The 14,618-nt window shown below is 41.4% G+C and carries 12 protein-coding genes; 4 read left to right on the top strand and 8 right to left on the bottom strand.

The genetic code is table 11. The annotated features are described in order from the left end of the window. Positions 1 to 136: 136 nt before the first annotated feature. Positions 137 to 865 carry a DUF1285 domain-containing protein gene (locus JMX48_RS08695; RefSeq protein ID WP_227687957.1) on the bottom strand — a complete coding sequence of 243 codons (729 nt, stop codon included), beginning with the start codon at positions 863 to 865 and terminating at the stop codon, positions 137 to 139. Between the two features lie 577 nt (positions 866 to 1,442). On the opposite strand from JMX48_RS08695, the gene JMX48_RS08690 reads away from it, so the two are divergent. Next, entirely contained in the window at positions 1,443 to 3,134 is a 1,692-nt protein-coding gene (locus tag JMX48_RS08690; RefSeq protein ID WP_201536876.1) for an electron transfer flavoprotein-ubiquinone oxidoreductase, read from the top strand. A gap of 120 nt (positions 3,135 to 3,254) precedes the next feature. Here JMX48_RS08690 and JMX48_RS08685 read toward each other — a convergent pair whose 3' ends face one another. Further along, a complete protein-coding gene (locus tag JMX48_RS08685; protein ID WP_201536739.1) occupies positions 3,255 to 4,751 on the bottom strand; it encodes an alanine/glycine:cation symporter family protein in 1,497 nt (498 codons plus the stop codon). An 889-nt stretch (positions 4,752 to 5,640) separates the two neighbouring features. Here JMX48_RS08685 and JMX48_RS08680 point away from each other — a divergent pair. From JMX48_RS08680 to JMX48_RS08670, 3 genes are all read left to right on the top strand, one after another. Next, complete coding sequence (locus JMX48_RS08680; RefSeq protein WP_201536738.1) at positions 5,641 to 5,901, top strand: DUF4212 domain-containing protein; 261 nt, start codon at positions 5,641 to 5,643, stop codon at positions 5,899 to 5,901. A gap of 4 nt (positions 5,902 to 5,905) precedes the next feature. After that, positions 5,906 to 7,774, top strand: coding sequence for a sodium:solute symporter family protein (locus tag JMX48_RS08675; protein WP_201536737.1), 1,869 nt, complete (start codon positions 5,906 to 5,908; stop codon positions 7,772 to 7,774). 146 nt (positions 7,775 to 7,920) lie between these two features. Next, positions 7,921 to 8,466 (top strand): hypothetical protein, encoded by a 546-nt coding sequence (locus JMX48_RS08670; protein ID WP_201536736.1) that lies wholly within the window; start codon positions 7,921 to 7,923, stop codon positions 8,464 to 8,466. Between the two features lie 232 nt (positions 8,467 to 8,698). On the opposite strand, the gene JMX48_RS08665 is transcribed toward JMX48_RS08670, so the two are convergent. The 6 genes from JMX48_RS08665 to JMX48_RS08640 form a co-directional block, all read right to left on the bottom strand. Further along, complete coding sequence (locus JMX48_RS08665) at positions 8,699 to 9,304, bottom strand: rhomboid family intramembrane serine protease (RefSeq protein ID WP_201536735.1); 606 nt, start codon at positions 9,302 to 9,304, stop codon at positions 8,699 to 8,701. 40 nt (positions 9,305 to 9,344) lie between these two features. Then, positions 9,345 to 10,397 (bottom strand): 5'-nucleotidase, encoded by a 1,053-nt coding sequence (locus tag JMX48_RS08660; RefSeq protein WP_201536734.1) that lies wholly within the window; start codon positions 10,395 to 10,397, stop codon positions 9,345 to 9,347. Between the two features lie 434 nt (positions 10,398 to 10,831). Then, on the bottom strand, positions 10,832 to 12,121 hold the full coding sequence (locus tag JMX48_RS08655; protein ID WP_201536733.1) for a TRAP transporter large permease: 1,290 nt from the start codon (positions 12,119 to 12,121) through the stop codon (positions 10,832 to 10,834). Beyond that, positions 12,118 to 12,645 (bottom strand): TRAP transporter small permease, encoded by a 528-nt coding sequence (locus JMX48_RS08650; RefSeq protein WP_201536732.1) that lies wholly within the window; start codon positions 12,643 to 12,645, stop codon positions 12,118 to 12,120. The genes JMX48_RS08655 and JMX48_RS08650 overlap by 4 nt, the downstream gene beginning before the upstream one ends. Positions 12,646 to 12,662: 17 nt before the next feature. Then, positions 12,663 to 13,730: a TRAP transporter substrate-binding protein gene (locus tag JMX48_RS08645; RefSeq protein WP_201536731.1), complete on the bottom strand. Its 1,068-nt coding sequence runs from the start codon at positions 13,728 to 13,730 to the stop codon at positions 12,663 to 12,665. A 373-nt stretch (positions 13,731 to 14,103) separates the two neighbouring features. Further along, positions 14,104 to 14,451, bottom strand: coding sequence for a hypothetical protein (locus JMX48_RS08640; RefSeq protein WP_201536729.1), 348 nt, complete (start codon positions 14,449 to 14,451; stop codon positions 14,104 to 14,106). Positions 14,452 to 14,618 lie beyond the last annotated feature (167 nt).

The raw sequence follows: 14,618 nt of genomic DNA, 5'->3' as shown, positions 1-14,618 counted from the left end.
TTTCTTTGCTTGCAGTAGCCAACAGACAGAGGCAGCGCACAACTTATTCCAGTAGCACTTTGTAGGTTTTAGAGTGGATCGATTATAAATGGAATTAATTAATAAATTGCTCTTAATAAACCAATATACATGACACCTAATTAACGGGCATCGATAGCGAATAAGATTTACCACCACTTTGTAAGATTAAAATCGTTTCGCCGTTTTGCTCGGTCAATTCACCAATTTCAGTCAAATGATAAAAAGTATTACGATTAATAAGCGCCATTAAGCCATTTCTAACAAGCATATAAGGTCGTACCTGCGATTCGCTTGTAACGTCATGATTATTTTCAGAACGGGTATCCGAATTAATAGTACCAATGTTATCTATAGAAGTGCTGTTCTCAATATTATACGCCTTTAACGTGATTAAATGCTCGTCATCTAGCCGTATCACATCACCCGTCGTCGTCGTAAACTCCAACCAACTGAGATTGTCTTCATTAACAATACCAACGTCACGGATAAGCAAGGGCGCATCTTCAACTTGGATACGAAGTTTTTGTACAGGCGTCTTCAAAAAATACTCAGTGATACCATTATGTTCTTCTTTCCAAAGAATAGTGGCAAATAAGCTCACTAGTGACTCTCGAGTCACCTCTCCCCCTTCATGCCACCATTCACCATTGGCTTTTATCACCAGATCCATATCAGCAACGCTTTCAGGATGCCATTTCTCTAATGGCGGTATGGCGCGTCCTTCACGTACGCCCGCGGTAGACTTGAGATATTGGCTAAGCGCATCCATATTATTTAAGTCAGATGCCACGTCATTCGGGGTCTCAGTATCATTTTCACTATTTTTGATAGTATTATTATTCATCATATAATCCTTTATCTAATATTGAAAGTTTGGAAAATCTATTATTACTATAAATTTTAGTTTCGGGTATGATGAAACTATATCATTTTAATACCGCTATTAATTGAAGCTTACATTAACACCGTCGCTCGTAAATGCGTGTCGTGTTTGTAGGATTTTTCTTTTATAATAAGTAACAGTCTTTGATTGAAATGGTCAAGTGTGTCTTGAGTTAAGGACACATTTTACCTCATGTATTGATGCGGTTATATAAGCTGATTTCAACATTAACGTGGTCAATTGAGGCCACAAAGACCGTTTTTATCGGGCAGCCATATGTCTGAGTAAAGTTAGCGCCGCAAGTCTATTATTCAAGTGTTAAGCTAATGATGCCCTGAGATAAGCCACTAAAAGTTTAGGAGTAGGTATGCAAGAGCAAGACAATCAAAAGCCAGTCATTGATGGTGACACTGTGAATACTGACACACCAGTAACGACAGGGACGGCAAATCTAAGTAAAGAAGAGCCGACAGTGGTAACAGCAGACGTACCCGTTGAAGAGGTCATCGTAGAAGAGCAAACGACCGAAACAGCTGTGATGGAAGAGACGCCAGAGCCTATCGAAGCTGAGCCTGAAATCGAACGTGAATCAATGGAATTTGATGTCATCATCGTTGGCGGTGGACCTGCTGGTCTCTCTGCGGCTATCCGTTTGCGTCAACTCGCTATTCAAGCTGGCAATGATGAATTTATGGTTTGTGTGGTCGAAAAAGGCTCTGAATTTGGTGCTCATACCTTATCTGGCGCAGTCATCGAGCCACGTGCTTTAAATGAGCTGATACCAGACTGGAAAGAAAAAGGCGCACCGCTTAACGTGCCAGCAATCGAAGATCGCTTTTACTATCTAAACTCAGCCACGCGCTCTACTAAAGTGCCTGATCCTCTTATTCCAGCACCCATGCACAATAACGGCAACTATATTGTCTCACTAGGTAATGTGGTTCGCTGGTTGGCCGTACAAGCAGAAGAGCTTGAGGTCATGATGTTTCCAGGTTTTCCTGCTGATGACATTTTATATAACGATGACGGTTCAGTAAAAGGTATTTTAACGGGTGATATGGGTGTGGCTGCCAATGGCGAAGCCAAACCAAGTTTTGAGCCAGGTTATGAGCTTCTTGCCAAATACACTATTTTTGCTGAAGGCAGCCGTGGCCATCTGGGCAAACGCTTAATCAGCCGTTTTGATCTTGATAAAGACTCAGATGCTCAGCATTATGGTATTGGTCTGAAGGAATTGTGGGACGTTTTACCAGAGAAACATGAGCAAGGCGTGGTCATGCACGGTCTTGGCTGGCCATTGACCGAGACTGGCTCTACGGGTGGTTGGTGGTTGTACTTCGATGAAAATAACCAAGTAAGCTTTGGTCTCGTCGCTGATTTGTCTTATCACAACCCATATATGTCGCCATTTGATGAGATGCAGCGCCTAAAAACGCATCCAGTCATCAAAAATGTACTAGAAGGTGGTAAGCGTATCTCTTATGGCGCACGTGCTTTGACCAAAGGTGGTCTCAACTCTTTACCAAAATTCACCTTTCCAGGTGGCGTCTTGGTAGGCGATGATGCGGGATTCTTGAACCCTGCCAAAATCAAAGGCACACATACTTCGATGAAATCAGGTATGTTAGCAGCCGAAGCTATCTTTGAGGCGCTCCAAGCAGATCGCCAGCATGACGAAGTGGTTGCTTATAGCACGATGTATAAAGAATCATGGCTGTATAAAGACAACTACGAGGCGCGTAATTTTTCACCTGCGATACATCGTATGGGTCTATTTATGGGCGGTGCTTTCACCTTTATCGAGCACAACTTATTAAAAGGCAAAATGCCATTTACTTTGCATGACAACCTGCCAGACTATGATCAGTTAGAACGTGCCAATCACGCTTATCAACCCACGTATCTAAAGCCTGATGGCAAGCTGATATTCGATAAGCTGTCATCGGTATTTATCTCCAACACCAATCATACTGAAGATCAGCCGACTCATTTAAAACTGACCGATCCAACGGTTCCTATTTCAATCAATTTACCGTTATATGCCGAACCTGCACGTTTATACTGTCCAGCTGGCGTTTACGAAGTGGTAAAAGACGCAGAAGGGGCTAAGTTTGTTATCAATGCACAAAACTGTGTGCATTGCAAAACTTGTGACATCAAAGACCCGTCGCAGAATATTACTTGGGTAACTCCAGAAGGTGGCGGTGGCCCTAACTATCCAAATATGTAAACTATGATGGCAGTGACGCTTATTTATAAAATAAGGGTGCTCCAATAAAAAACCGCTCTTGGTCACTATTAATAGGAAGCCAAGAGCGGTTTTTTGTGCTTATACATTGAACAATAAAGATTAATCCGTCCAAGCATCACGATTGGCTTCATCTCTTAGTTTCACAAAATCATCAGGGTTAAACTTGATTTGATCACCCGTTTTGCCTTCTTTAATTTGACGCTCATAGTCACGCAATATTCTTAACGCCACTGGAGACAACAGTAAAATAGCGGTTAAGTTGACCAAGGCCATTAAGCCCATCGATAAGTCAGCGAAGTTCCATATTGCGGGCAAACTTGCTACAGAACCGACAAATACCATGCCTAATACCATAAAGCGGAATATCATGATCATCACTTTGGCATTTTTGGCACCAGAGATAAATTCAAGATTTGACTCGCCATAACTGTAGTTAGCGATAATAGAGGTGAACGAAAAGAAGAAAATAGCAATCGCTACGAAGATCACACCCAAGTCACCAACATACTGTGACAAAGCCAGCTGAGTAAGCTGAATGCCTTCTTGCTCAACACTCGGGTCAACCACACCCGACAAGATAATAATTGAGGCGGTTGCCGTACAGATAACCAACGTGTCCAAAAAGACACCTAACATTTGCATAAACCCTTGCACAGCGGGATGATCAGGATAGCTTTTTGCGGTTGCAGCAGCATTTGGTGCTGAACCCATACCTGCTTCGTTCGAAAACAAACCACGCTTAATACCGTTAATCATTGCCTGAGCAATACCATAACCAATGACGCCGCCCGCCGCTTGCTCAAAACCAAATGCTGACTTCACAATCAATGCAACGGCTGCTGGGAATTGACTAAAATTGGTCACGATAATAAACAGCGCCAACAAGATATATAGAATAGCCATCACTGGTACTACTTTACCCGCGATGCGCGCCACTGAGCGCAAACCACCAAATACAACGGGAGCAACCAAGACCACTAGTACTAAACCGGTCATCCATGTTGGAACACCAAAAGCTTCATTGGTTGCTTGCGCAATCGTATTTGACTGGACACCATTAAATGCTAAACCAAAAGCAATTAATAAACAAATTGAGAAAAATATCGCCAGCCAGCGTTTACCCAATCCTTTTTCAATATAGTAAGCAGGGCCGCCGCGATACACATTATCATTGTGCGGCACTTTATAGGCTTGCGCTAAAGTGGACTCGATAAAGCTGGTCGACATTCCGACGATTGCGGTCATCCACATCCAAAATACCGCACCTGGGCCACCGAGGTAAATCGCAATCGCAACCCCTGCCAAATTACCAGTACCGACGCGCGCTGCCAGCGATGTCATCAATGCCTCAAATGAGCTGATGCCACCATCTTTACGGCCTTGATTAGAGACACGCAATAGTTGCCACATGTGCCCAAAATGGCGAAACTGAATAAAACGTGTGGCAATGGTAAAATAAAGCCCCGCCCCAATCAATACGAACATCAGTAGTCCATACCACGGATTACTAGCAATCAACCAATCATTGTTACCCCAAATAATGCTAACACCATAGTTCACAATGCTATTAAACCAGCCTGCTATCCCTTCGCTCATACAGATTCCTCATTTACACTTTATATAGCTTATTGGTATATCGTATCGATATCGTCTTTAATTAATTCAACATTTAAATAATTTTGTCTAAAATGCTAGATTTCAAAATTTCCTAGGCATTCTATAGCATTAGGTCGTTTGCAAACATCCTCTTTAGTAATTTATTCGATAATAATATTTTCAATAAAAAATATTATTTGTAGTAGATATCCTATAGAATGGATCGAGTAACAATTTAGCAGCATAAATTAAACCATTGCTGTATCATTTCAGCAATGTTAATAATATGGTAGAGTATCTACCCTACTAATTTTTATAGTATCAATCGGTAACTATAAAAAATTATTTTTAGTTACCTTTATTTAATATTGCTAAAATAATTTTATAAACATTCGTGTAGATTTTATATATAATAATCAGTATAGATGGACAAAGTATCAAAACGTTAAAACGCTTGTCAGGAAGACGAGATTGTAAAAAAACAGCGGACTGTTCTACCCTTTCTCTTTCTTCCTCGATAAATTCTGCTGTGATGACACGGTACAGTTAACCAAAGTGATTAACACGTAATTTCATACTTTAGCTACTATTGTAGATAAATAGCTCTTAGCAACGACACATGCTGATATACATTCAAAGCCTCGTGATTTATAACTTCAAATTGATAAAGCAGTACATATCTATTTTTTATGACCGTTTAAGTGATAAAAAATAACCAAGCCTCTCTCATGTTGTTGTTAGTGCTATTGAAGGTTTGATGTGAGCAATCTATCAAGTAGAATTTTTGCTATAGCTCTCATGTCGTTGCACTCAATAAATGCTTAATCATCCTTATTTATTAGGATTAGACCAACAATAATATTTTAGGTAAGACAAAAGGAGTTGTCCTATGGAAAACCACAACGATTCATCCGGTTATTGGCGTGCCAATGTCCGTCTCATTTTAGGTTGCCTAGTCGTTTGGGCGCTATGCTCTTATGGTTTTGGAATCTTACTACGTCCTCTCTTAGCAGGTATTAAAGTCGGCGGTACTGATCTGGGCTTTTGGTTTGCTCAGCAAGGCGCGATTATAGTATTTATGATTTTAATTTTCTTTTACGCCTGGCGTATGAATAAATTAGATAAACAATATGGCGTAGACGAGGAATAGCCCTATGAGTCAATTTACGATTAATATTATTTTTGTAGGTCTGTCTTTTGCTCTATATTTTGGTATTGCAATTTGGGCACGTGCTGGTACGACCAGTGAATTCTATGTTGCGGGCGGCGGTGTGCATCCAGTAGTAAACGGCATGGCAACCGCAGCTGATTGGATGAGTGCTGCCTCATTTATCTCCATGGCAGGTATTCTTGCAATGGGTGGTTATGGCGCATCAACGTATTTGATGGGCTGGACGGGTGGCTATGTGCTTCTAGCGATGCTCTTAGCACCTTACTTGCGTAAGTTTGGTAAATTTACCGTTCCTGATTTTATTGGGGATCGCTTTTATTCTAAGACTGCGGCTATGATAGCCGTTGTTTGTTTGATTATTGCCTCGACCACTTATGTTATCGGACAGATGACAGGGGCTGGTGTCGCATTCTCACGTTTCTTAGAAGTTGACAATACAACTGGCCTGCTTATTGCTGCTGTTGTCGTTTTCTTTTATGCAGTACTGGGTGGTATGAAAGGTATTACCTACACGCAGGTTGCACAGTATGTCGTTCTAATCATTGCATATACTATTCCTGCGGTATTTATCTCACTTGAATTAACAGGCAATCCGATTCCAGGTCTTGGTCTGTTCTCAAACGATGTTCAGTCAGGTATACCTCTTTTGACTAAGCTTGATCAAATCGTCACTGATTTGGGCTTTACCGCTTATACTGCTGACGTACCTAACAAGCTCAATATGGTGTTATTCACCTTATCACTTATGATAGGTACAGCAGGTTTACCGCACGTTATTATTCGTTTTTTCACGGTTCCTAAAGTATCTGATGCGCGTTGGTCAGCGGGTTGGGCACTAGTATTCATCGCGTTACTTTACTTCACTGCTCCTGCAGTAGGTGCGATGGCACGTTTGAACCTTATTGATACTATCTATCCACAAGGTATTTCAGAGCCTGCACTTAACTATGATCAGCAGCCAGACTGGATGAAAACGTGGGAAGACACAGGTCTTCTAAAATACAATGACTTAAACAACGATGGTCGTATTCAATTGTATAGCGATAGTGGACTTGGTGCTGCCAAGCTTGCATTGGCTGCTGCACAAGCGGACGGTGGCGATGTAGCTGCTGCAACAACGGCTGTTGATGAAGCTGCTGCTAAACATGATCTGCAGAATGACGGCTCCTTTGTAACGAGAGGTTGGGAAGGTAACGAGCTTGACGTAAACAACGATATTTTAGTACTAGCTAACCCAGAAATTGCAAATCTTCCACCATGGGTTATTGGTCTAATCGCCGCAGGTGGTTTGGCTGCCGCACTATCAACAGCTGCGGGTCTACTACTAGCTATCTCATCAGCGATCAGTCATGACTTGATCAAAAGAAACCTCAATCCAAATATTAGTGATAAAGGCGAGCTAAAAGTAGCGCGTATCACAATGGGTGTGGCGATTGTAGTAGCAACATGGTTGGGTATCAATCCACCAGGGTTTGCCGCACAGGTCGTTGCATTAGCCTTCGGTATTGCGGGAGCGTCACTATTCCCAGTACTGATGATGGGTATTTTCTCTAAACGTATTAACAGCCTTGGCGCTATCGCTGGTATGTTAACGGGTTTGATTAGTATCCTAGTTTATATCTTCGTCTTTAAAGGTTGGTTCTTTATCAGTGGTACTGCAAATTTCCCTGATACAGAAGAGTATTGGTTGTTTGGTATCTCTCCATTATCATTTGGTGCGGTTGGTGCCATACTTAACTTTATCGTCGCATTTGCTGTCTCATATGCGACTCCACCACCACCAGCATATATTCAAGAGTTAGTAGAAAGCGTGCGTTCTCCACGCGGCGCAGGTGGAGCAGTCGACCACTAAACATACGAATGAGGATATATCTTCGGTTAATATATATCACTCACAGGCAGTAGCTGCTTGTGAGTGATTTTTTTATCTTATATTATTATAAAAATTTTTAGGCTTTTGCTTTATTGAATACGCCTAGCGCGTTAAGGATAGCTTTTATGCTTTACGAGTTTATCGCTACGATAGCGGCTGGATTTGGCTTGGCTGGGATAGCACTTATCATAACTCACCTCAGCAAACTGGCTGGCAAAAAAGCACCAAAATGGCTTATCCCATTATTTGCCGCCATCGGTATACTTGGCTTCCAAGTCCAACAAGAATATAGCTGGTTTAATCAACAGGTTGCGCAACTTCCCGAAGGTTTTACCGTCGTGAAAAAAGTTGAAGAGAGCACATGGTTTCGCCCGTGGTCGTATATAAAACCACAAACTCTGCGTTTTATGGCGGTGGATAGCGACAATGCTCGTGCCAATGCAGATAACAAAGATATTTATTTGGTCAATTTATATTTATTTGAGCGACGTAGAAGCGTGCAGCAAATACCACAAGTCATCGATTGTGCTGCGCCTGCGCGGGCAGATTACGTCATACCCAAAAAAGACAGTAAGCTTACAATTGATGAACATGTCACTCAGACAACCATATGGCGAGATTTAGCCACAGATGACCCGTTGTATATGAGTGTTTGCACGGGTAAAGGCTAACGATACTATAGTCAGTCCTAAATAAAATCAGGTCAAATATAATCACGCGCTACTGGTATGAATTTTCCTTGCTTACTGTGCCGTTACTGCCAGAGTCGGCGCAAAACTTATCTCAGTAGCACGGTGTTTTTTATAGGGGATCGACTATATAAACGTGAGAGCAAAAAACATCCTGAGAAATGTTCATAAAAAAAAGAATAAAATCTCTAATAATATCTGTATTGTTAGAGATTTAACGACGCTGAGAAGTGGCAGAATAAGTATGCTTTGAGTTGGCTCCTAACAATAGCCCTGCGCATAAGCCACCAAAATGCGCTGCAAATGAGATACCTTGTTGCGGCATCAATCCTTGTTTGATAGTCAGCCAATAGCCAGTACCCATGATAATACAAGCAACCAAATAACCCCAACGCCGCGCGAATATCGCGCCACCTATCATATAACCGAGCATCGCAAAACACAGTCCTGACGCACCAATATGAATAGAAGAGGGCGAGCCAATAACCCAAGTAACCAAGCCAGATGCAATAATCAGCTTGAGCACCGTACGATACGCATTTTTTTCAAACAGTCCAAATAAAAACAAAATTTGTAATAATGTTAAAGTATTGCCAAGCAAATGTGAAAAGTTACCATGCATCGTCCACGAAGCAAATACGCCTATCATACTGCCCACATCTACAGCACGCGGAACAATGCCAAAGATATTCCACATGCCAAACAGCGCCACTTTGTTCAAGAAATACATACCCCACATCGGTATGAATACAAAAGCATATAAACCGATAACCTGCTTTATTCTTGCCATAATCAAAGTGAAAAACGGCTGCCAATTCATATAATATCTTATCCTTTTAACTGACTTCTTTAGTTAGTTCTTATTGACTCACTGCAAAAAGCGGGCGCTCTACTGGTTTAAAATCTAACAATGTTGCGTCTTTATCAGCGGTTAAATGACTGTCACCATGTAGTAATGATTTTGAATGATAAGGAACCAAAGCAGTCGGAATAAAACGACGTGCCGCGTCAATATGTTTGATTGAGTCATCAAAAAAGATATGCGGGGCAAACGTTCTAAGTACCGCTGTTTTGTCTAGACCGCCCAAAAAGAACGCCATATCGACATTGACCCCCCACTCCCGCAACGTCTTAATAGCCCGCAAATCAGCAGGCGCATTACGAGCCGTAACCAATGCAATCTTTATTGGAGAGTATTTGAGACCAGCTGGTAGACGCTCTTGTAAATTCGATAATTTAATCAATAATTCAGCATAAGGCCCTTTTTCAATCGGCAAATCACGCATCTTCGTTTCACGATCATGAAAAGCACGTAGGCCTTTTTGCTTATAGAGTAGCTCACCTGAATCATCAAATAGCACCGCATCGCCATCAAAAGCAATACGCAGCTGATCGGTATCTAGCTCATAAGTATTGACAGGTGTTGCATCAAGTATCGCGCAAGCACAGATATTGGCATCGGCGACTTGTTGTGCATCATCGCGATTGGTGGTCAAAAACAAATCGACATTGAAATCTTTAATATAAGGAGCAATCGGGCTACCTGAGATAAACGCTGAACGTGAAATATGAAGTCCGTGCTCACGTATTGCGTTGAGTACTTGAATGCCAGTATCTGGATTACTTTTTGAGACGATAACGACTTCCACTAGTGGCGCTTCAGTCTCTAATTCTTGTGTATCATCGCCATTACAATAAGCGTTTAAATTTAGCAGTGCCTTAATCAATGGATAGCCCGCGCCAATATGTAGCGGATCATTTTCACGCTCGGTCATGTAGTCGCGAAACTCTTTTATAGCGCTTACAGGTCGCTTTTCTATGAGCTGCAATAAGTAGTTTTCTGATTCTGTTAAATCAAAAAGTGCGGTTGCAGAAATCGCGACTATTAGCGTATTACTAAAATCGACTGCCATGGATATCTCTACTTATAAGGTTATCTATACGGAAATACCTAGCAGTTTACTACATCCGTAAGCCTTTATAATGATAAAAAAAGTTATCAATCTGCAATGCAATCTAATGAAATAACAGTCTTTTAAATTTTATACTGAATTTTTCAGCAATCTTAATTTTTAGTCTATCGTCAAAATATCCTAAAAAAGCGACGGTACTGCTGGTATGCATGTTTGTGTAATGAGAGTTTTGTCGCCTCTGTCTACGCAGGCACCGCAAGCAAGAAAAATTGAGTTCAGTAATGTGTGATATATCGATATTACTGTTCACTGGCTATAACTTGTCGTTTTCCCATAAAGAAGCCATATTGTCATGATAACAATATGGCTTGAGAGGCGGATTAATTATAAATCTGTGATTTATCTACTATTCAGCTTTATGTTTTCCATAAAGCTTACGTTAATAACACCAAAGAAATTGCTGGGAAAGCGACCAAAATGACCAGTCGAACCAGATCTGAGACAATAAAAGGGGCGACTCCGCGGAACATATCAGACAGCTTAATATGCGGTGCCATCGCTTTAATCACAAAGATGTTCATCCCCATCGGCGGCGTGATCAAACCGAGCTCTACCGTCAGCACAGCGATAATGCCAAACCACACTGGATCAAACCCTAAAGCAACAATAATAGGATAAACCACTGGAATGGTAATGACGAGCATCGCTAAGGCATCCATAAACAACCCAAGCAAAAAGTACATGATCAAAATACAAATCAGTACAATCATAGGGCTCACTGCCAACGTACCAATCCAAGTCGCCAAGCTATAAGACAAACGTGATACTGAGATAAAGTAGCCGAGCGCTTCTGCCCCTAGTAGCATGAAAAATACTACCGCAGACAGTGCGAGCGTCTCAATCAATGACTGCTTAAGGCCTTTCATTCGCATGCCTTTAACGAAAGCATACGCCCAAGACACAAAGGCACCGACTGCAGCGCCTTCTGTTGGGGTAAATAACCCAAAGAAAATACCAGCGATAATCACAATAAAAATGAAGCTAAAGGGAATAAGGCCTGTCAAAGAGATTAACTTTTGTTTCCAAGAAGTAGGCTCTCCGCGTTGTGCTAAATGCGGCTTCCAGCGCACCATAATCATAACGGTAATTGAATACATGACCATGCCAAGCATACCCGGCAAAAAACCAGCGATAAACATATCACCGACGGACTGCTGAGTTAAGATGGCATAGACCAGTAAAGCAATACTGGGCGGAATCATAATACCAAGCGTACCGCCCGCTGCTAGGATGCCGCAGGCAAAGCCTGGTTGATAACCGTACTTCTCCATTTGCGGCAGTGCAACTTTCGTCATTGTAGAAGCGGTGGCTAGTGAAGAGCCTGAAATGGAGGCAAAGATACCAGATGACCCAATACCGGCAATACCGAGACTTCCTCTTACCCCACCAAATATGATTCGTGTAGCATCAAACAACTTTCCTGCCATACCCGAATGAGAAGCAAACACTCCCATGAGTATGAACAACGGAATGGCACTAAAATCATATTTCGCTAAGACATCAACGGGTAAGTCTTTGAGCATCTGCAGCGCACCAACAGGCGCTGTCACAGCACCGAAGCCAACCAAACCTACACCTAACATGGCAAGTGCAACAGGAACACGCAGCATGACCATCGCAATCATACATAACAAACCAATGGCACCAATAATTTCTGGACTCATGCGCCTGTCTCCTCAGCGTCAAAGAACTCGCCTGTTTTAAAGATATTGATAGATTCAATCAATGATCGAATGGCAAGTAAAATACTCAAGAAGGCACTGATAGCATAGATAGGCATCATGGATATTCGAAGATCTTGGGTAACTTTGCCGTACTCTATTGCATCAAAGGCGCTCTCATAAAGACCCCAAGCAAATACGATACCGATGATAAAGAAACCCATCATAAAGGTACCCATCATGTAGCCTTTAACGCTTTTTGACATCTTTTGGGTGAATACATCGACGATGATTTGTGAGCGCTCAACAAAAGCGGCAAAGGCACCGAGTAAAGCAAAAAGCATAAAATAAGAGACAATTTCAACGCTACCTTTTACCGTAAATCCAAACTCACCACCGGTGAGCTTGAAGATATAGCGGGCGATAACATCTAACATGGTTGTCAGGACAATAATGATAAGACTGATACCACCAATCAGCTGACATAACCTTGAGATGAGCGTACTAAGTTTGATCAGATAAGCCATGCGATAACTCCTTTAGGCTAGACCTTACAGGCTGCACTAGCAGCTTTCGCCTTTTCATAGACGCCATCAGAATCTAAACCCAAAGCCTTGACATCACTCAGATATTTTTTGGTACCTCTTTCGAGTGGACCTTTCCAATCTGGATCATTAAGGGGATCAGGAATATCAATAATTTCATCACCTTTATCTTTGGCTGCTTGAATGGCCATTTGGTCATGCTTATCAAATACTTCACCCACCTTATTAGCCATCGCCATTCCTGAATTTTTATCTAATACTTTTTTCAGATCGTCAGGCAGACTGTCGTATTTATCCTTATTCATAGTAACCATAAGCGCTGAACTATAAAAAGGAATATTGGTATGGTATTTGGTGATCTCATCAATCTTGAAGGCGGTAACTGCTTCCCAAGGGAAACTCAGCCCATCAACGACCCCACGCTGTAACGAGGTATACATATCATTGGCGGGTAGTCCTACAGGCGATGCACCGGCACTTTCGATAATATCACCAGCGACCGCAGAAGGACGGCGAATCCGCATACCTTTCATATCTTCGGGCGTTCGAATCAATTTGTCAGTCGTATGAAGTGAACCAGGTCCTGCACCATACATAAACAACATATGCGTGTCTTTATATTCACTAGCAAGAGTACCATCTTCATAAAGAGTCTGTAACATACAACCCATTTGAGTGGCTGAATTTGATAATCCGGGAAGTTCGGTAATCTGAGTCAAAGGGAAACGACCATTGGTATAGCCATGCGCCTGTGACCCAATATCTATCGTACCTTTAGCAGCAGATTCGTAAGTAACATCTGCTTTAGCAAGACCCGCTGAAGGATATAATTCTATTTTTAGGCGACCGTTGGAATCAGTCTCTATTTGTTTGGCCCACGGTTCAAACACCTCTTTACTAATAGACGAAGTTGCAGGCCAAAAGTGAGAAAAGCGTAAAACAGTGGTTTCTTTAGAAGTTGCCGATGAGGCGTTAGCAGTATCGGCAGTATCAGCAGATGGATTAGAACAGCCTAATAAGCTAATAGCTGCCAAAGCACCTATTGAGAATAGAGGAGCAAATTTCATTATCAATTCCTTTTGATAATTATGGAAGTAGGAGTAAAGCGTGTAAGTAAATGATCTAAACCTTGAGAGTCTCGATACTTACAAAAATTGAATATTCTTTTACGTACCTGTAATAAAAATATAGATTAAAATTAGCAGCTATAATGATATAAGTCAAATCATTTTGATGGCAACACATAGCAATAAATTTATATTTTCAGATGCATTAAAGATAGTTGCATTAGTTTGAGAGACAATGGTTAAAAGTGGCTAAATTTATTAGACACTTATAAAAAACCCTCAATCAGTTATCCAATCAAGGGCTTTTTTATGCAAATGACATATAATCTAACAGGAGTTTAAACATCATATGAATATTAAGATTAACAAATAGTTATCCTTCCATCTTCCATTTATCATCTATCCATACAGCATCATTATCATCCAAGTGCACATGCCAATCCGCATGAGCGACGGCAAGTCGAATCTCAGTCAAGCATTGCAACCAATGGTTGATACTATCCATCAAAACATCTACATCCATACTAGAAGGCATTTTAGTAGCACCTGCTAGTATTACTTCTGATTCGCTATCATCATATGCATAAAGATCAAAAGATTCCGCATCTTCTGCATGTTCAAAGCTTTCATTATACTTATCGACAATAATTGTTATGTTTTCTTGTTCTTGCTCAGTTAAAAGAGTGGCACGTTCGGCCTTATAGTAGATTGAGACACCCATAATATGCTCCTGAATCTTAAAGTAGTTATAAATAATATCACAAAGTACTTTTTTGTAGGCAAAACAAAACCCCCTTACACTTTTGTGTAAGGGGGTAATGAGGAATAGAGAGCTGACGATGACCTACTCTCACATGGCCGGAGCCACACTACCATTGGCGCTATGAT

This window comes from Psychrobacter immobilis, assembly GCF_904846225.1.
Taxonomy (GTDB): domain Bacteria; phylum Pseudomonadota; class Gammaproteobacteria; order Pseudomonadales; family Moraxellaceae; genus Psychrobacter; species Psychrobacter immobilis_F.
This window is presented reverse-complemented; position numbering and strand designations above follow the sequence as displayed.

What these genes read in the sequence shown, in the direction of transcription:
- JMX48_RS08650 (WP_201536732.1), bottom strand. Translation starts at nt 12,645, where the DNA reads ATGGCTTATCTGATCAAACTTAGTACGCTCATCTCAAGGTTATGTCAG.
- JMX48_RS08670 (WP_201536736.1), top strand. Translation starts at nt 7,921, where the DNA reads ATGCTTTACGAGTTTATCGCTACGATAGCGGCTGGATTTGGCTTGGCT.
- JMX48_RS08695 (WP_227687957.1), bottom strand. Translation starts at nt 865, where the DNA reads ATGAATAATAATACTATCAAAAATAGTGAAAATGATACTGAGACCCCG.
- JMX48_RS08690 (WP_201536876.1), top strand. Translation starts at nt 1,443, where the DNA reads ATGGAAGAGACGCCAGAGCCTATCGAAGCTGAGCCTGAAATCGAACGT.
- JMX48_RS08675 (WP_201536737.1), top strand. Translation starts at nt 5,906, where the DNA reads ATGAGTCAATTTACGATTAATATTATTTTTGTAGGTCTGTCTTTTGCT.
- JMX48_RS08660 (WP_201536734.1), bottom strand. Translation starts at nt 10,397, where the DNA reads ATGGCAGTCGATTTTAGTAATACGCTAATAGTCGCGATTTCTGCAACC.
- JMX48_RS08685 (WP_201536739.1), bottom strand. Translation starts at nt 4,751, where the DNA reads ATGAGCGAAGGGATAGCAGGCTGGTTTAATAGCATTGTGAACTATGGT.
- JMX48_RS08665 (WP_201536735.1), bottom strand. Translation starts at nt 9,304, where the DNA reads ATGAATTGGCAGCCGTTTTTCACTTTGATTATGGCAAGAATAAAGCAG.
- JMX48_RS08640 (WP_201536729.1), bottom strand. Translation starts at nt 14,451, where the DNA reads ATGGGTGTCTCAATCTACTATAAGGCCGAACGTGCCACTCTTTTAACT.
- JMX48_RS08645 (WP_201536731.1), bottom strand. Translation starts at nt 13,730, where the DNA reads ATGAAATTTGCTCCTCTATTCTCAATAGGTGCTTTGGCAGCTATTAGC.
- JMX48_RS08680 (WP_201536738.1), top strand. Translation starts at nt 5,641, where the DNA reads ATGGAAAACCACAACGATTCATCCGGTTATTGGCGTGCCAATGTCCGT.
- JMX48_RS08655 (WP_201536733.1), bottom strand. Translation starts at nt 12,121, where the DNA reads ATGAGTCCAGAAATTATTGGTGCCATTGGTTTGTTATGTATGATTGCG.